At 72.5% G+C, this 17066-nt stretch carries 16 protein-coding genes; 4 read left to right on the top strand and 12 right to left on the bottom strand.

The features are described 5' to 3' along the window. Positions 1 to 21: 21 nt before the first annotated feature. Both AC07AZ_RS10495 and AC07AZ_RS10490 read right to left on the bottom strand, forming a co-directional pair. On the bottom strand, positions 22 to 501 hold the full coding sequence (locus AC07AZ_RS10495) for a MarR family winged helix-turn-helix transcriptional regulator (RefSeq protein ID WP_478845926.1): 480 nt from the start codon (positions 499 to 501) through the stop codon (positions 22 to 24). Then, complete coding sequence (locus AC07AZ_RS10490) at positions 498 to 1118, bottom strand: DJ-1/PfpI family protein (RefSeq protein WP_478845924.1); 621 nt, start codon at positions 1116 to 1118, stop codon at positions 498 to 500. The genes AC07AZ_RS10495 and AC07AZ_RS10490 overlap by 4 nt, the downstream gene beginning before the upstream one ends. Positions 1119 to 1388: 270 nt before the next feature. Here AC07AZ_RS10490 and AC07AZ_RS10485 point away from each other — a divergent pair, with 270 nt between their 5' ends. The 3 genes from AC07AZ_RS10485 to AC07AZ_RS10475 all read left to right on the top strand — a co-directional run bounded on the left by AC07AZ_RS10485 (position 1389) and on the right by AC07AZ_RS10475 (position 4320). Then, positions 1389 to 2744 carry an aminotransferase class III-fold pyridoxal phosphate-dependent enzyme gene (locus tag AC07AZ_RS10485; RefSeq protein WP_478845922.1) on the top strand — a complete coding sequence of 452 codons (1356 nt, stop codon included), beginning with the start codon at positions 1389 to 1391 and terminating at the stop codon, positions 2742 to 2744. A 104-nt stretch (positions 2745 to 2848) separates the two neighbouring features. Further along, positions 2849 to 3550, top strand: coding sequence for a GntR family transcriptional regulator (locus AC07AZ_RS10480; RefSeq protein ID WP_478845920.1), 702 nt, complete (start codon positions 2849 to 2851; stop codon positions 3548 to 3550). A gap of 119 nt (positions 3551 to 3669) precedes the next feature. Beyond that, positions 3670 to 4320, top strand: a complete 651-nt coding sequence (locus AC07AZ_RS10475; protein WP_356037499.1) for a hypothetical protein — start codon at positions 3670 to 3672, stop codon at positions 4318 to 4320. Positions 4321 to 4323: 3 nt separating this feature from the next. Here the strand turns inward: AC07AZ_RS10475 and AC07AZ_RS10470 are convergent, their stop codons facing one another. The 3 genes from AC07AZ_RS10470 to AC07AZ_RS10460 all read right to left on the bottom strand — a co-directional run bounded on the left by AC07AZ_RS10470 (position 4324) and on the right by AC07AZ_RS10460 (position 8012). Continuing rightward, positions 4324 to 4614, bottom strand: coding sequence for a hypothetical protein (locus AC07AZ_RS10470; protein ID WP_478845918.1), 291 nt, complete (start codon positions 4612 to 4614; stop codon positions 4324 to 4326). A gap of 130 nt (positions 4615 to 4744) precedes the next feature. Next, positions 4745 to 6562, bottom strand: coding sequence for a bifunctional metallophosphatase/5'-nucleotidase (locus tag AC07AZ_RS10465; RefSeq protein ID WP_478845916.1), 1818 nt, complete (start codon positions 6560 to 6562; stop codon positions 4745 to 4747). A gap of 166 nt (positions 6563 to 6728) precedes the next feature. Further along, positions 6729 to 8012: an adenylosuccinate synthase gene (locus AC07AZ_RS10460; RefSeq protein ID WP_478845914.1), complete on the bottom strand. Its 1284-nt coding sequence runs from the start codon at positions 8010 to 8012 to the stop codon at positions 6729 to 6731. A 182-nt stretch (positions 8013 to 8194) separates the two neighbouring features. Here AC07AZ_RS10460 and AC07AZ_RS10455 point away from each other — a divergent pair, with 182 nt between their 5' ends. Beyond that, positions 8195 to 9073, top strand: coding sequence for a diacylglycerol kinase family protein (locus tag AC07AZ_RS10455; RefSeq protein ID WP_478845912.1), 879 nt, complete (start codon positions 8195 to 8197; stop codon positions 9071 to 9073). 316 nt (positions 9074 to 9389) lie between these two features. On the opposite strand, the gene AC07AZ_RS10450 is transcribed toward AC07AZ_RS10455, so the two are convergent. From AC07AZ_RS10450 to AC07AZ_RS10420, 7 genes are all read right to left on the bottom strand, one after another. Then, positions 9390 to 10607, bottom strand: a complete 1218-nt coding sequence (locus AC07AZ_RS10450; RefSeq protein WP_478845910.1) for a cytochrome P450 — start codon at positions 10605 to 10607, stop codon at positions 9390 to 9392. Between the two features lie 48 nt (positions 10608 to 10655). Then, complete coding sequence (locus AC07AZ_RS10445) at positions 10656 to 11321, bottom strand: response regulator (protein ID WP_478845908.1); 666 nt, start codon at positions 11319 to 11321, stop codon at positions 10656 to 10658. After that, positions 11318 to 12667, bottom strand: coding sequence for a sensor histidine kinase (locus AC07AZ_RS10440; protein ID WP_478845906.1), 1350 nt, complete (start codon positions 12665 to 12667; stop codon positions 11318 to 11320). The genes AC07AZ_RS10445 and AC07AZ_RS10440 overlap by 4 nt, the downstream gene beginning before the upstream one ends. Before the next feature lie 100 nt (positions 12668 to 12767). Then, positions 12768 to 13442, bottom strand: a complete 675-nt coding sequence (locus AC07AZ_RS10435; protein WP_478845904.1) for a response regulator — start codon at positions 13440 to 13442, stop codon at positions 12768 to 12770. After that, on the bottom strand, positions 13439 to 14848 hold the full coding sequence (locus AC07AZ_RS10430) for a sensor histidine kinase (protein ID WP_478845902.1): 1410 nt from the start codon (positions 14846 to 14848) through the stop codon (positions 13439 to 13441). Before AC07AZ_RS10430 ends, AC07AZ_RS10435 begins: the two co-directional genes overlap by 4 nt. Positions 14849 to 14858: 10 nt before the next feature. Continuing rightward, entirely contained in the window at positions 14859 to 16061 is a 1203-nt protein-coding gene (locus tag AC07AZ_RS10425; RefSeq protein WP_478846368.1) for an acyltransferase family protein, read from the bottom strand. Positions 16062 to 16149: 88 nt separating this feature from the next. Beyond that, positions 16150 to 17052: an alpha/beta hydrolase gene (locus AC07AZ_RS10420; RefSeq protein WP_478845900.1), complete on the bottom strand. Its 903-nt coding sequence runs from the start codon at positions 17050 to 17052 to the stop codon at positions 16150 to 16152. Positions 17053 to 17066: the final 14 nt, after the last annotated feature.

The following is a 17066-nucleotide window of genomic DNA, read 5'->3' as shown; positions in this document are numbered from 1 at the left end:
GCGGGGCCGGCGGCCCGGTGTCTACGGTTCCGTAACAGCCGCCGCCGCCCGGTCCGCGGCGGCCGAGGTGTCGTCGAGCACCTTCGACAGCCGTTCCAGTACGGCCACGGCCTCGGCGAGGTCGGCGTCCCCGAACGCCTCGGCCAGCCGGTCGGCGAACGCGGCGTGGCCCGGTCCGATCCGGTCGACGGCGGCGCGGCCCCGCGCGGTGGGGGCGAGCAGCTTGGCGCGGCGGTGGGCGGGGTTGGGCCGGTACTCGGCGAGACCGCGCTCCACCAGGAGGTCGGCGATCCGCTGGACACCCTGCCGGGTCATGCCCATGGCGCGGGCGATCCCGGACACGGTCAGCGGTTCGCCGAGGACCGCGCCGAGCACCTGCCACCGGGCGGCGGTCAGTCCGGCGGGCCCGGCCAGTTCCCCGGCCACCGCGAGGAACCGGCCGTTGAGCCCGAAGACGCCGAGCGCGGCGCGGCTGAGCAGGTCCTGCCGCTCACGGCTCACGCGGCGCCCGCCTTCGCCAGCACCTCGTACGCCCGCGGGTCGGAGTCGTGGAACAGCCGGTACCAGGCGTCGAGGACCTCCCCCTCGTACACCCCGAGCAGGCGGAAGATCTCGCGGGCGAACGCGACGGGTTCGGTGGGGCCGGCGGTGACCAGGCCCCGGTCGGTGACGGCGTCCGCCTCGACGTACCGGCCGCCGCCCGCGTAGCCGGTCGCCGCCAGGTAGAAGGACACCGCGCCGGTGTGGTCACGGTCGTCGAGAAGGCCCTCGCGGGCCAGTCCGGCGGTGGCCCCGCAGATCGCGGCGACGGGGACCCCGGCGTCCAGGAAGGCGCGGGCCGTGCGGGCGAAGAGGGCGAGGTCGTCGGAGGTGTCCCACAGGTCCGCGCCCGGCAGGATCAGCAGGGACGAGTCCTCGGGCCGTACGTCGGCCAGGGCCAGGTCGGGCCGGACGCGCAGCCCGCCGATGCTGGCCACCGGGTCGGTCGACGCCCCCACCGTGCGCACCGGGAAGCCGGCCCGGGCGAGGTAGGCCGTGGCGTGACCCGCCTCCCAGTCGGCGAACGTGTCGTAGACGGCGAGGTGGACGGGCTTGCGGTCAGGGTGGCTGCTGTTCATGACTCCTCCTCGGACTCCGCGGCCCGACGGTCCGCGGATCGACGCGGATGACAGGACCGGCGACGCCGCCGGACGACGACACCCGATGGCAGCGCCGGATGACAACGCCAGATGACAACACGCTGTCACTTCGACAGCATGCTGTCAATCGGAGTTCCGGCGCGCCCTGCCCCCTGGCGGGCGGTGACGCGACAACCTGTCGCGGAAAGCCCCGCTCCGCAGACAGGACGCCCATACCGCTTCCGCATAGCGGACATCTACGCTCGCCGCATGACCCCTCAGCCCAACCCCCAGGTCGGCGCGGCCGTGAAGGCCGCGGACCGCGCGCACGTCTTCCACTCCTGGTCCGCGCAGGACCTCATCGACCCGCTCGCCGTCGCCGGCGCGGAGGGGTCCCGCTTCTGGGACTACGACGGCAAGCGGTACCTCGACTTCACCAGCGGGCTCGTCTACACCAACATCGGCTACCAGCACCCCAAGGTGGTCGCCGCGATCCAGGAACAGGCCGCGACCCTGACCACCTTCGCGCCCGCGTTCGCGGTCGAGGCACGGTCGGAGGCGGCCCGGCTGATCGCCGAGCGGACCCCCGGCGACCTTGACAAGATCTTCTTCACCAACGGCGGCGCGGACGCGGTGGAGCACGCGCTGCGGATGGCCCGGCTGCACACCGGGCGACCGAAGGCACTGTCGGCGTACCGCTCGTACCACGGCGGCACCCAGCAGGCGATCAACCTCACCGGGGACCCGCGCCGCTGGGCCTCCGACGGCGCCGCGGCCGGCGTGGTGCACTTCTGGGCGCCCTTCCTGTACCGCTCCCGCTTCTACGCGGAGACCGAGGAGCAGGAGTGCGCGCGGGCGCTGGAGCACCTGGAGACGACGATCGCCTTCGAGGGGCCGGCGACGATCGCGGCGATCGTCCTGGAGACCATTCCGGGGACCGCCGGGATCATGGTGCCGCCGCCGGGCTATCTCGCCGGGGTCCGCGAGATCTGCGACAAGTACGGCATCGTCTTCATCCTGGACGAGGTCATGGCCGGGTTCGGGCGGACCGGTGAGTGGTTCGCGGCGGACCTGTTCGACGTCGTACCGGACCTGATGACCTTCGCCAAGGGCGTCAACTCCGGATACGTGCCGCTGGGCGGGGTCGCCATCTCCGGGGCGATCGCGGAGACCTTCGGGAAGCGGCCGTACCCCGGCGGGCTGACCTACTCCGGGCACCCGCTGGCCTGCGCGGCAGCCGTCGCGACGATCAACGTGATGGCCGAGGAGGGTGTCGTGGAGAACGCGGCACGGCTCGGCGCGCAGGTCCTGGAGCCGGAGCTGCGGGCGCTCGCGGAGCGGCACCCGAGCGTCGGCGAGGTGCGGGGTGTCGGCATGTTCTGGGCGCTGGAACTGGTGAGGGACAGGGAGACGCGGGAGCCGCTGGTCGCGTACAACGCGACGGGCGAGGCGAACGCGGCGATGGCCGCCTTCGCGGCCGCCGCGAAGAAGCAGGGGGTGTGGCCGTTCGTGAACATGAACCGGACGCATGTCGTGCCGCCGTGCAACGTGAGCGAGGCCGACCTGAAGGAGGGCCTGGCGGCGCTCGACGTGGCGCTTTCCGTCGCGGACGAGTACACCGCGTAGGGTCCGCCGCCACACAGTCGCCGGGGAAATCGAACGCGTAAGGTGGCGTGCTCGTAGACATGTACGTGCACGCCATCCCGACGCGACGAGGTGAACCCCCGACCATGCCCGCCAGCAGCGGCAACGGCGCCGTGACGCGCAGCACCCTGCGACAGCAGATAGCCGACGCGCTCCGCGACGAGGTGCTGTCGGGACGGCTGCAACCGGGCCAGGAGTTCACCGTCAAGGAGATCGCCGAGCAGTACGGGGTGTCCGCGACCCCGGTGCGCGAGGCGCTCGTCGACCTGTCCGCCCAGGGACTCCTGGACGCCGACCAGCACCGCGGGTTCCGCGTCCGCGAGTACTCCGTGGCGGACTTCCGGGGCATGCTGGAGGCCCGCAGCCTGGTCACCGACGGCATGTTCGCCGCCCTGGCGAGCGGCAACGGCGCCTTCCAGTGGCAGGACGACCCCCGCACCGCCGCCGCCGTCGCCGTGGTGCGCCGGCGCGGCGAGGAGTCGCAGCGGGCCGCCGCGGCCGGCGACCTCACCGTCCTGATCGGCTACGACCTGCGCTTCTGGCGCGAGCTGAGCAGCCTGTTCGGCAACCCCTACCTCGTCGACTTCCTGCACCGGCTGCGGGTGCAGGGCTGGGTGTGCACGGTGCAGCACCTGCGCCGGCTGACCGACCTGCGCGGGGAGCTGTGGTCCGGCCACACCGAGCTGGTCGACGCGCTCGCGGTGCGGGATCTCACCGCCGCCCGCTCGATCCTCGCCGCGTACAACGCCTACTCGCTCGCCCTGATCGAACGCCTCGCCGCCGGATGACCGCGGCGGGCTCGGGTATGGGACCTGCACGAGGGCTGCCGGCGCGAGCCGCACCGACTACCCTTCCCTGACCACCATGTGACGACCACCGTGCGCTGCGAGTATCCGAGGAGCTCTCTTTGGCCTGTGACCTGTGGCTGGTGCCGCTCGTGGACGTGTTGTGCCACACCCCCGACAACCCCTTCGCCGACGAACTCGCGCAGTACAACAAGGTGCTCGCCGAAGCCGGGCTTCCGCCGGTGCCCGTGTACCAGTACATGCCGGGGCTGTCCGGCGAGGTCGCCCCGGTGGCCGGCTTCGACTACGACGCGCTGCACTTCCTGCGCCGCGCCTACCTGCTCCAGGTGTGCGGGCTGCCCGTGACACCGGTGGACGAACTCGGCGGCGACTACGAGCAGTTGCTGGAGATGTTCGAGACGACGGCCCAGCAGTCGCACCTGGTCTGGCACTACGACCACGCGGGCGCGTACGTCCCGGTCGACTTCCCGCACCCGCTGTCCGACGACGACCTGCTGGCCGGCGGCGGACCGCTCGGCTCCTCCCAGACCCTGCTGCGGGAGCTGGAGGTCGTCGCCCCGGTCATCGGCATCGACCCGGCCAACCCGCCGGCCGCCCCGCAGCCCCCGCCGGGCCCCACGGAACTGGAGGAACCGGCCGTCGCCGCCCCCTACGACCCCAGTCCCTTCGCCCGCGAGCGGCACGTCTGGCTGGGTCTGCACGCGGCGGCGACGCGGAGCCTGGCCCAGGGCTCGATGATCATCTTCAGCTGAGGGTCAGCGCAGCTGGGACAGGCCCTTCTGCACGTCCTCCATGTTCATCACCGGGGCGTAGGAGATCTTGGCGCCGAGGTTCTGGAACCACGGCTCACTGATAGACGGCAGCTGGGAGCTGTCCTGCATGTCGAACACGAGCAGGGCGGTGCGCAGGCCGTTCTCCGTCATGAAGTAGGCCGCCTCCGGCTTGATCTGTTCCACCGTCTCCTCGATCAGCTTCGTCAGAGTGCCGTTGTGGATGGCCTCGTTCGCCTTCTCCGTGTCCATGGATGCCTTGAGCAGTACGCGCATCGCATTCACCTTCTTCTGGCCGACGCACGTGGGTGCGTTCTCAGAATAGGGCCATATGCGGCATTTCTCCCGGCCAGGCCGGGACGGGCCGGACCCGGGCCGGGTCCGGGTCCTGGTCCGGCCCGACGGCCTAGAACACCGCCGTCCCGTCCTGGGTCAGCTTCCAGTTGGCGGCCGCGAAGTCCGCCGGGTTCAGTTCGCCCTTCGCCGTCACGTAGTCGATCATCAGCTGGCGGATCTCGTTCGTCGAGCTGTAGGCGATGTCGGCGGAGGCGATGTGCGGGTAGCCCGAACCGCCGTTGGCCCGGTAGTTGTTGACGGCGACGACGAAGACCTGGTCGTCCGTCACCGCCGCGCCGTTGTACGTGAGGTTCCTGATCCTCGACCCCTCGGGCCGCGCGATGTCGATGTCGTAGGAGACGCCCGCCGCGGTGTCGTACATGTAGTCCCAGAAGCTGTTGGCGTTGGTGAGGGTGGCGGTGTCCACGGCGGTGCCGGACGGCACCTGGTGGTAGTACCTCGCCGCGTACTCCAGGTAGTCCCGGAGCTGGGCGCCGGTGAGCTTCTTGCCGTACAGGGTGTTGTCGTAGATGTAGAGACCGGCGATGTCCTTGATCGTGACGCTGCCCTGGGGGATGTCGGCGGTGCGGCTGAAGGGCGCGGCGACGGAGATCAGCGGCAGTGCCGCGTCGGCCGTGGACAGGCCCGCGGCGACCGCCTTCGTCTGGACCTCGTGGATGAAGTCCATGATGGGGACGTCCTTCCAGCAGGAGTCCGCCGCCGACAGGTCCTGCGTGCAGGTGCCCACGGCCGTGTTGACGTACTTCACGACGAGTTCGTGGTCGGCCTTCAGGAGCCGCGCGATCTCCGGGTCCTCCTCGACCGTCGCGGGGTTGAGCGTCTGCGCCTTCTTGTCCGTCACCTTCCACTGCCCGTGCCGCAGTTCGAGCTCGAAGTCGAAGACGGTCAGGCGGTAGCCCCAGCAGTACGGTTCGGACAGCAGCACGTCCTCGCCGGTCTGCTCGTTCCGCACGGTGTACGAGGGGACCTCGACGTGGGTGTGGCCGACCAGGATGGCGTCGATGCCGGGCACCTGCTCGGCGACGAGGTTGGAGGCGTTCTCGACGTAGGGGAGCGCGTCGCCGTAGGACGTGGATCCGTCGAGCCCCGAGTGGTCGGTCAGGAAGACGACGTCACAGCCCAGCGCGCGCAGCCGCGGCACGTACTTCCGGGCCTGCTCGACCAGTCCCGGGAACACCATCCGGCCGCTGACGTTGTCCTTGTCCCACAGCGCGATGCCGGGGTTGGTGAGGCCGAGGATGCCGACCTTGATGTCCGGGGCGCCGGGGACACGGATCTTCTTGACGGTGTACGGCGGGAAGGCGGGCCGGAGGGTCTTCGCGTCCAGCGCGTTCGCGCCGAGCAGCGGGAAGTGACACTGCCGCTCGAACTTCCGCAGCACCTCGATGCCGTAGTTGAACTCGTGGTTGCCGAGGGCGGCGGCGTCGTAGCGCATGTGGTTCATGGCGACGGCCATCGGGTGCCGGGGGCCCTTCCCGCCACCGGCACCGGTGATGGGGTCCACGCGCGCGAAGTAGTACGCGAGCGAGGTGCCCTGGATGATGTCGCCGGCGTCGACGAGCAGCACCCGGTCCTCGCCCTTCGCCGCCCGCTGCTGCTTGACGAGGGTGGCGACCCGCGCGACGCCGACGGAGTTGCCCTTGCTGTCGGAGTAGGCCGCGTCCCGGTAGTAGTCCCAGTCGAAGACGTGGCTGTGCAGGTCGGTGGTGCCGAGGACGGAGAACGACCAGGTCTTCGGGGCCTTCCGCGGCTTCCGCCCGGCGGCCTCGGCGGCGGGCGCGGCGGCCGTCCCCGTGACGGCCACGGCGGCGCCGGTGACGGCCGACTTCTTCACGAACTCCCGGCGGTTGAGCGGGCTGACGGGCATGGCGGACTCCTGAGCGAGAGGTCGTCTGGTGTGCCGTGCGGGACTACACGCGTAGATGCTCGCGGCACCCCGTTCCTCCCGGAACCAGGAGCAGCCCATGGGCCGGTCAAGGATGTCCATGACCGGCCCACGGGCCGGGATACGCGGGGCTCGGCGGCCCCGCGGCCTACAGGAAGGAGTTGACCTGGATGGTCTCGTCCCGGCCCGGGCCCACGCCGATCGCGGAGATGGGCGCGCCGGACATCTCCTCCAGCGCCTTCACGTAGTCCTGCGCGTTCTTCGGGAGGTCGGCGAAGGTCTTGGCCTTCGTGATGTCCTCCGACCAGCCCGGCAGGTTCTCGTAGACCGGCTTCGCGTGGTGGAAGTCCGACTGCGAGTACGGGAGTTCCTCCACCCGCCTGCCGTCGATCTCGTACGCCACGCAGACCGGGATCTGCTCCCAGCCGGTCAGCACGTCCAGCTTCGTGAGGAAGAAGTCCGTCAGGCCGTTGACCCGGGTCGCGTACCGCGCGATCACCGCGTCGAACCAGCCGCAGCGGCGGTCGCGGCCGGTGGTGACGCCCCGCTCGCCGCCGATGCGGCGCAGCGCGTCGCCGTCCGCGTCGAACAGCTCCGTCGGGAAGGGACCGGAGCCCACCCGGGTCGTGTACGCCTTCAGGATGCCGATGACCCGGCTGATCTTCGTCGGGCCGACACCGGCGCCGGTGCAGGCACCGCCCGCGGTGGGGTTCGACGAGGTGACGAAGGGATACGTCCCGTGGTCGATGTCCAGCAGCGTGCCCTGGCCGCCCTCGAAGAGGACCACCTTGTCGTCGTCGAGCGCCTGGTTGAGCACCAGGACGGTGTCGGCGACGTACGGCGCGAGCCGGTCCGCGTAGGTCAGCAGCTCCTCGACCACCTGGTCGACGCTGATCGCGCGCCGGTTGTAGAGCTTGGTGAGGATCTGGTTCTTGGCGTCGAGGGCCGCCTCGACCTTCTGGGTCAGGATCGACTCGTCGTAGAGGTCCTGCACGCGGATGCCGACACGGTTGATCTTGTCCGCGTAGGTCGGCCCGATGCCGCGCCCGGTGGTGCCGATCTTGCGCTTTCCGAGGAAGCGTTCCGTCACCTTGTCGACGGTGACGTTGTACGGCGTGATGATGTGAGCGTTTCCGCTGATCAGGAGCTTGGACGTGTCGACGCCACGCTCGTTCAGCCCGTTCAGCTCGGAGAACAGGACCGACGGGTCGACGACGACGCCGTTGCCGATGACCGGGGTACACCCCGGGGACAGGATTCCGGAAGGGAGGAGGTGGAGGGCATACTTCTGGTCGCCCACGACTACTGTGTGGCCGGCGTTGTTACCGCCCTGGTAACGCACCACGTAGTCCACCGACCCGCCGAGCAGGTCGGTCGCCTTTCCCTTGCCTTCGTCACCCCACTGAGCACCGAGCAGCACAAGTGCGGGCACGCGCGTACACCCCTTCCGGGCGGGGCATGTCCAAGGCCGGGGGCGTACGCGACTCGTGCCTCGTACACCGGCGACCTTCGTTGGTCGCGACCCGTCGGACCGGATGCCCCGGAATAGACGAAGCCCCTGGCGCAATAGCGCAAGGGGCTCTTGCACAAAGATGCTACCCGAGGAAGCGAGGCATGACCGAGGTGGCGACTTCCGACCAGCTGCTGGTGGTCATCGACCCGGTCGCCCGAAGGACGGACGGCGAGTCTGTACGGATCGCGAAAGACGTGCTCAGCGCGGGTGCGGCGACGAAAGTGTGCCTGCCGGAGGGGCCCGAGGAATTCGCCCGGGCACTCCAGCGAAGAGGGTCGCGCAGGCCCGTGCTGATAGGCGACGACCGGGCCCTGGTGCGGGCGGTGTCCCTGCTGCACCGGCAGCGGGAGCTGTCCGGATGTGCCCTGTCCCTGGTACCGGTCGGCAGCGTGCTGTCGCTGGCCCGCGCCCTCGGCGTGCCCACCGGCGCGGTGGCGGCGGCCCGAGCGGTCCTGGACGGGTCCGTACGGCGCCTCGACCTGCTGGTCGACGAAAGCGACGGGGTGGTGCTGGGGGCGCTGCGGATCCCGCCCCTGGTGGCGACGGCGGAAACCGTGGCGGCGGATCCGTCCGGCTCGCTGTCCGGCGCGGATCCCGGCCACGGCCACCCGGCCTGGATGCGCACCTGCCAGTCCCTCGTACGGACCCTGGTGGCGGCCCGGCCCGTACGCTCCCCCGCGCCGGCCTCCCCGCCCGGGCCCGCCCGGCTGCGCGTCGAGGTCGACGGCGTCACCCTGGTCGACCTGGACCAGCCGGTCGAGGGCCTGTCGGTCGTCCCGGGCGGCCCCGGCCTCGCGGACGTCGAGGTCCGCCCGCTGTCGATCGGCGCGGAGGCCACCCCGCTGCTGGCCACCGGCCGGCGTGTGACGGTGTCGGGAGCGGACTTCCGCTACCGCGCGGACGCCGTGGTCGCGGGCCCGGTCCGCACCCGGACGTGGGTGGTCCGGGAGGGGGCGTGGGGGCTCACGTTGCCGAGGTGAAGGAGGGCGGGCGCGGCGTGACGGCCCGGGGGCGCCGTCTCGTCCGACCGGGCCGGTGTCACGTCGTTGCCGGGGCTCCCGGGGCTTCCGAGGCTCCCGGGGCTTCCGAGGCTTCCGAGGCTTCCGAGGCTTCCGAGGCTTCCGAGGCTTCCGAGGCTTCCGAGGGGAGGGTGTGCGACTCGTCCTTCAGGGTCACTCCGTTGCGGCCCAGTTCATCTGCGCGGGGCATCAGAGCCGCCGGTCTCGCGGCCGCCGTCTCGTAGGGCGGGCCGCGGGGTGGGGGCTGAGGGCGCGCCGCCGGTCACCCGGGGCCACGTCAGAGTTCCACGCCCAGTCCCTCCAGTCCCCGGATCACGAAGTTCGGCTTGCGCTTCGGTTCCGCGGCAGGGGCGAGCGTCGGGGCCTTCTCCAGCAGCGCCCGCATGGAGGCGGCCAGTTCGATGCGAGCGAGGGGCGCCCCGATGCAGTAGTGGATGCCCGCGCTGAAGGAGATGTGCGGGTTCTCCGCGCGGGCCAGGTCCAGCCGCCCGGGGTCCGCGAAGACCTCCGGGTCGTGGTTGGCGGAGCCGAAGAGCATCGCGATCTCCGCTCCCCGCGGGATCACCGTGCCGTCGACCTCGATCTCGTCCAGGACCCAGCGCTCGAAGAGCTGGAGCGGGGTGTCGTAGCGCATCAGCTCCTCGACGGCGGAGGGGACGAGGGAGTGGTCGGCGCGCAGGGCCGCCAGCTGGTCCGGGTTGCGGAACAGGGCCCACCAGCCGTTGACCGTGGCGTTCACCGTGGCCTCGTGGCCGGCGTTCAGCAGCAGCACACAGGTCGAGATCATCTCCTGTTCGGTCAGCCGTTCGCCCTCGTCGTGCGCGGCGATCAGGCCCGAGATCAGGTCGTCGCCGGGTGCCTCGCGGCGCGCGGCGATCAGCTCCCGCAGATAGTCCGAGAACTCGACCGACGCGCGCACCGCCCGGTCTGCCGCCTCCCCGGACGGGTTCAGCTCGTACATCCCGCAGATGTCCGCCGACCAGGGGCGCAGCGGAGCCCGGTCGGCCTCCGGGATGCCGAGCATCTCGGCGATCACGGCCACCGGCAGCGGCTCGGCGACGTCCGTCAGCAGATCGCCGCCACCCGCCTCGACGAGCGCGTCCACCAGCTGTCCCGCCAGACCGTGCACGTACGGCCGCAGCCGCTCCACCGTGCGCGGGGTGAACGCCTTCGACACCAGCCGCCGGATACGGGTGTGGTCCGGCGGCTCCAGGTCGAGCATCCCGTGGTCGTTGAGCTCGTGGAACGGCTCGTGCTCCGGCGGCGGTGCCGTACGCCCGAACTCCTCGTGGGTGAAACGGTGCTGGTAGGCGCGGCCCAGGCGCCGGTCGCGCAGCAGTGCCGAGACGTCCGCGTGGTGTGGCACCAGCCACTGGCGCGTGGGCTCGTAGTACTGGACGCGGCCCCGGGCGCGCAGCGCGGCGTAGGCGGGGTACGGGTCGGCGAGGAACGCCGGGTCCCACGGGTCGAACGCGAGGTCGGGTGCGGCTGCCATGCACGGACGCTACCCGGCGGCCCGCCTCCGTGACCAGGGACGTCCGGCTCAGCCGGGCGTGACGAGCCGCGCCTCGTACGCGAACACCGCCGCCTGCGTGCGGTCCCGCAGGCCCAGCTTCACCAGGATGCGGCTGACATGCGTCTTGATCGTGGACTCGGCGACGACCAGCCGGCCGGCGATCTCCGCGTTCGACAGGCCCTGCGCGATCAGGACCAGCACCTCCGTCTCCCGGTCGGTCAGATCGCCGTAGGCGGCCCGCGCGGACGGCATCAGGCGCGGGGTGTCGGACAGCTTCGAGAACTCCGTGATCAGCCGCCTGGTCACCGACGGCGCGAGGAGCGCCTCACCGGACGCCACCACCCGCACCCCGTCGGCGAGCTGGCGTGCCGAGGCGTCCTTGAGGAGGAAGCCGGAGGCTCCCGCCCGCAGCGCCTGGTACACGTACTCGTCGAGGTCGAAGGTGGTGAGCACCAGCACCTTCGCGGTGCCGTCCGCGGCGACGATCTCCCGGGTCGCCTCGATGCCGTTCAGCTCCGGCATCCGGATGTCCATCAGCACCACGTCCGGGGCCAGTTCACGGACCCGCTGGACCGCCTCCCGCCCGTTGACGGCCTCGCCGACGACCTCGATGTCCGGCATCGCGTTCAGCAGGACCGAGAATCCCTCGCGCACCATCATCTGGTCGTCGGCGATCAGCACACGGATCGTCATGCGTCACCCTCGCTCACCGTCGCGACCGGCAGGAACACCGTCACCTCGTATCCCCCGTCGGGCGCCGGGCCCGCCGTCATCCCGCCGTTCAGCATGGAGACCCGCTCCCGCATGCCGGTGATGCCGTGGCCGGCCCCGGGCGAGGGCTTCACCAGCGTCGGCTGGGGCGGCGGGCCGTTGACTATGCGCAGACCGAGGCCGCCGAGGACGTACCCGATCTCGACGCGGGCGCCGGCCCCGGGCGCGTGCCGCAGCACGTTGCTGAGGGCCTCCTGCACGATGCGGTACGCCGACAGCTCGACGCCCTGCGGCAGTTCGCGCACGGCGCCGGTGACCGCCTTCTCCACGTCGAGCCCCGCGTCACGCACGTTGGCGAGCAGCGCGTCCAGGTCGGCGAGGGTGGGCTGCGGGGCGTCCGGTGCCTCGTAGTCCTCGGCGCGCACGACGCCCAGGACCCGGCGCAGTTCGGTCAGGGCCGCCACCGCGTTCTCCCGGATGGTGACGAAGGCGCTCTCCAGTTCCGGCGGCGGGTTCTCCACCCGGTAGGGGGCGGCCTCCGCCTGGATGGCGACGACGGACATGTGGTGGGCGACCACGTCGTGCAGCTCGCGGGCGATGGTGGTGCGCTCCTCCAGGAGGGTGCGCCGGGACCGCTCGTGCTCGGTGACCGTCTGCTGGGCGGTCACCTCCTGTGCGGCGTCCCGCCGGATGTGCCGGAGCGTGACCGCGAGCAGCACGAACGCGGAGATCACCAGCAGCGGCGCGGTGTTCGAGGCGTAGTGCCCCGCGCCGAAGAAGGTCTCGGCCGTGATGCCGTACGCGGCGGTCAGGGCCCACATCCAGGCCGCCACCCGGGGGCGCGTCCGCAGTGCCACGACCGTCAGCACGATCAGGTGGCAGACGAAGCTGCCGGTCGGCCACGGCCAGTCGTCCCAGCTGTCGCCGAACACCGAGGTCACCGGGACGGCGGCGAAGGAGAGCCAGAAGGCGCCGATGGGCCGGAGCAACGTCAGCAGCACCGGGCACAGCGCGAGCAGGGCACTCAGGAAGCCGACGAAGTCGCCGGGTCCGTCGACCGCGGTGTCGGCGACGGCCGCCGAGATCAGTCCGGCCGCCGCCACCACGGCGTGCGGGAACCACACGGCGTACTGCCGTACCCGCGGCGACAGCCGTCCGGTGAGGGGGCCGTCCGCGCGCAGGGGCGGCAGCGGGTCGTAGGCGAAGGCGTGGTGGAACAGGTCCTGCCGCAGTCCGCGCAGGGCGTCCGCGGCCACCCGGAACTCCGGGCTGCGCGGTCTGCCTGCGTTCCCCGGCTGCGGGGTGTGCATCTGGGTCGTCTCGGTCACGTACAGAACGGTAGGCGCGGCCGGGCGCGCGGTCGTCACCAGTGAGAAGGGTCCTTCGGGGTCCGCCTCAGGTACTACGGGGTCCGGCCGCGAGGCGGGCTCAGTACCCGGCGGGCCGCACCAGCCCCGACTCGTAGGCGAACACCGCTGCCTGCGTACGGTCGCGCAGGCCCAGCTTCACCAGGATGCGGCCCACATGGGTCTTCACGGTCTGCTCGGCCACGACGAGGCGCCCGGCGATCTCCGCGTTCGACAGGCCCTGCGCGATCAGGGTGAGGACCTCCGTCTCGCGCTCGGTCAGATCACCCGCGCGTTCCCTGAGCGGGGAGCGTGGTCTGCCGTCCAGCCGGGAGAACTCGGCGATCAGACGGCGGGTGATGCCCGGCGCGAGCAGGGCGTCGCCGGCCGCCACCACCCGTACCGCATCGGCCAGTTGGTCCGCGGAGGCGTCCTTCAGCAGGAACCCGGACGCACCGGCGCGCAGCGCCTCGTACACGTACTCGTCGAGGTCGAAGGTGGTGAGCACCAGCACCTTGATGCCGGGCCGCTCGCCGGTGATGCGGCGAGTGGCCTCGATGCCGCCGAGCTCGGGCATGCGGATGTCCATGAGGACGACGTCCGGGGTGAGTTCGGCGACCTGGACGACGGCGTCCATCCCGTCGACCGCCTGACCGATCACCTCGATGTCCGGTTTGGTGTTGAGCAGCACGCTGAAGCCCTGCCGGACCATCTGCTGGTCGTCGGCGATGAGTACGCGGATGGTGCCGCTCGTCATGGGGTCTCTCCTGTCAGGGGTCCGGCGGAGGCGTCGGGATCGACGGGGGCGGCGGATGTGCGCGGGGTGCGGGGACGGGCCGGGATGCCGGGGGCGGCGTCGCCGTCGCCGTCCCGGGGCAGGTACGCCGAGATCGCGAATCCTCCGTGCGGGGTCCTGTCCGCGGTGACGTGACCGCCGAGCATCGCCGCCCGCTCCCGCATGCCGAGCAGGCCGTGCCCGGCGCCGGGCGAGGGCGGGACGGGGTGCCGCGGGCGGGAGTTGACGACGTCGAGGTACAGCCCGCGCGGGAAGTGGTGGATGTCGACGCGCACGCTGGAACCCGGCGCGTGCCGCAGCGCGTTGCTCAGGGCCTCCTGGATGATCCGGTACGCGGACAGCTCGACGCCCGGCGGGTACGGCGGCGCGTCCCCCTCGACGCCCGCGGTGACCGTCAGTCCGGCGGCACGGGTGTTCTCGATCAGCGCGTCGAGACGGTCGAGGGTGGGCTGCGGGGCGTCCGGGGCCGATCCACTGCCGGGTCCGCCGAGCCCGTACGGGTCGTCGGGGTTCTCGGAGCGCAGCACCCCGAGGACGCGGCGCAGCTCCGCGAGCGCCTCGACGGCGTTCTGCCGGATGCCGGCGAGGTTCTCCCTCAGCTCCTCGGAGGGGTTCCCGGCGAGGTGGACGGCGACCTGGGCCTGGATGGAGATGACCGACATGTGGTGCGCGACCACGTCGTGCAGTTCGCGCGCGATCCTGCTGCGCTCCTCCAGCAGGGTGCGCCGGGCCCGCTCCTCCGCCGTGATCGTCTCCTGTTCGACCAGCCGCGTACGCGCCTCGCGGCGGCCGTGCAGGGCCGTTCCGAGCACCACGACCACCGCCGACAGGCAGACCGCGACCATCCCGGTGGGCTGGTAGTGCCCCGCGCCCCACACGCCTTCGAGGAGGTAGGTGACCAGCGCGGTCACGGCCAGCACCTCGACGGCGACACGGGTGGGCACCCGCAGGGCGACCAGCAGCAGCACGAGCAGGTGCGCGACGACGCCTGACACGGTCCACGGCCAGGTGAACGCCTCCCCCCGCACGGCGCCCAGCCGGCCGTGCACCGCCAGGGCGCCCACCACCGCGGCCGTCGTCGACAGCCACCAGGCCGGGATCGGCCGCCACAGGGCGAGCACCACGGAGCCGGCCTGGGCGCCGGCGATCAGCAACGCCGCCCGGAAGCCCAGCGCTCCGCCGTCGTCCAGCTCCGCCGCGCCGCCGAGCGCGACGCCGAACGCGGTCAGGCACAGCAGCCCGTGCGGCAGCCAGCGCAGCCACAAAGACGCCGGCAGCGGATCCACCCGGACCGTACAGAGGTCCTCGCGCAGCACCGACAGCCGGCGCGCCACGCCGCTCACGCGTCGGCCCCCCGGTTGCGTCACGCGGTCCACCCTAGACACGACGCGCCCCCCGCGACCTCGCCGGACCGGGAGCACGCCGTACCCGGACCACCCGCGAACGGCCCTGTACCGCAGGGGGGTTCGAGCGGGCGGAGTGCCGGCGCCCGCCCTGCTCGTGGTGGCGGAAGGCCGCCCAGCACACCGCGAGGGCCAGGGTGAAGACCGGGAGCCAGGCCAACCGGGCGGCGACCCAGCCGAGGTCGTCGGGGCGGGTGTGCAGGCCCGGGAGATGACCGGCTGGGAGACCCGTGGCCGTGGTCGCCATCAGGGCCGTCTGGTGCCACAGGAACAGCGTCATCGCGGAGAGGTTGACCAGCGCCACCGCCGCCCAGGCCGACGGCCGGCGCAGCGCGTGACGCAGCCGGTCACGCAGCAGCAGGGCCAGGCCGCACTGGGCCAGACCGAAGGTGACGGCGGCCAGTGTCGGCGGGTCGAGGTTGGAGACCGCGGCGCCCGGGACGCCGACCATGGACGCCGGATAGCCGGCCAGGGCGACCAGTGCCGCGGTCGCCGCCGCCCCGCCGGCCAGCAGGGTCCAGGCCGCGCGGCGGCCGTCCAGGTCACCGCGGGTCCAGGCCGCGCCGAGGGTGTAGGGCACCGCCCAGCCCGCCGCCACGTTGACCCAGCCGAGCCAGGACGGGCCGCCGAGGCCGAAACGCAGAAGGTCCACATGGAGGACGACGGCCAGCGGCCACAGCGGGTTGAGCCGGGACAGCAGCGGAGTGGCGGCCGTCAGCGCGGCGAAGACGACGAGGAACCACAGGGGGGACAGGGCGAGCTTCACCAGCGCGCGGACCGTCCCGAACTCCGCGCCCGCGAGCAGCAGGGCCACCGCGGTCACCGTCCACAGCGTCAGGACCGCCGCCACCGGCCTGAACAGCCGGGCCAGCCGGGCCGCGAGCCAGTGCCGGTAGCCCGTGCCGCGGCTGCGCGCCGAGGCAAGGCCGCGGGTCGCCACATGGCCGCCGACCAGGAAGAACACGGCGAGCGGCTGGAAGACCCAGGAGATGGGCGCCAGCCAGGGCATGTGCTGCAGGGGGCTCGCCGTGCGCAGCGTCCCGCCGTCCGCGACCAGCGCGGTCACCAGCCAGTGCCCGATGACCACGCCGAGGATCGCGAACGCGCGGAGGGCGTCGACGGCCCGGTCCCGCTCCCCGGGGGTGGCCGCGTCGATCCGGCCGGCTCCCTGCCGCACGGCACGGCGCAGGGCCCGCACTGTGCCGTGCCGGGTGCCCTGCGGGGTGGTGAGCGGGGCCGCTGCTCGCGCGGTGTGCCGGTCCGTCTCACGCACGGTCCGCCTCCGGGGTCTCGCCGAGGACGATCCGGGTCAGGTTGGCCAGTGCGGCCGAGCCGGGGGCGAAGTAGTCGCTGTGGCCGCCGTCGCCGGCCGCGAAGACGCGGGCGCCGAACGCCGGTGACACCGGGTCCCGGCCGAAGCCGACGGTGGTGCCGAAGAGGCCGGTCCTGACGTGCGGCACGCCGGACACCCAGTCGTCGGCGGCGCGGGCCGCCCAGATCCGGGCGGTCGTGTGCAGGGCCGCGGCGGAGTCGACGCCGGTGCCCGGGCTGCCGATGAGGGCGATGTCGTCGACGGCCAGGCCCGGGGCGGCGCGGCCGCAGACGACCGAGCCGTACGAGTGGCACAGCAGCGCGACATGGGCCCCCCGGCCGGTGATGGCTACCAACGCGCGGACGAGGGAACGTAGGTGCGGGGCAGCTTGCTCCGCGCGGCCCGTCGTGAGGACCGTCGCGCTGATCGTGCCGGGCGTCCGGTAGCCGAGCCAGGCCACGACAGCGGTGCGGGTGCCGGCGGGGGCCCGGCCGGCGAGCTGCCGTCGCAGGGCGACGGCTCCGGCGCGGAAGCGGCCGTAGGTGTCGAGGCTCGTGTCGGAGCCCGGGACCAGGACGGCGACGCGGTCGGCGCGGGCGAGGTCGCCGAAGACCTCGGTCGCCCGGCCGGGGCCGCGCCCGTCGAAGGCGAGGAGACGGCGTGCCGGGCCGGCCATGGAGCGCTCGACCGCGGCGCGGGCGGTGTCGCCGTGCGCGGCGGCCATCCGGGACGCCGAAGCGGCGTCGGCCCGGTTGGCGGCGTAGGCCGCGTCCAGTGTGGCCGCCGTGAGCGGCGCGAGGACCGCGGGAGCGGGCGCGGGGATCTCCGGCCGGGCGGCGGCGGACAGCGGGGCCACGACGGCGCCGGTGA

The organism is Streptomyces sp. NPDC043878 (assembly GCF_056435735.1).
Note: the sequence above shows the minus strand (reverse complement) of the source record. Positions and strands in the feature narration are given on the sequence as shown.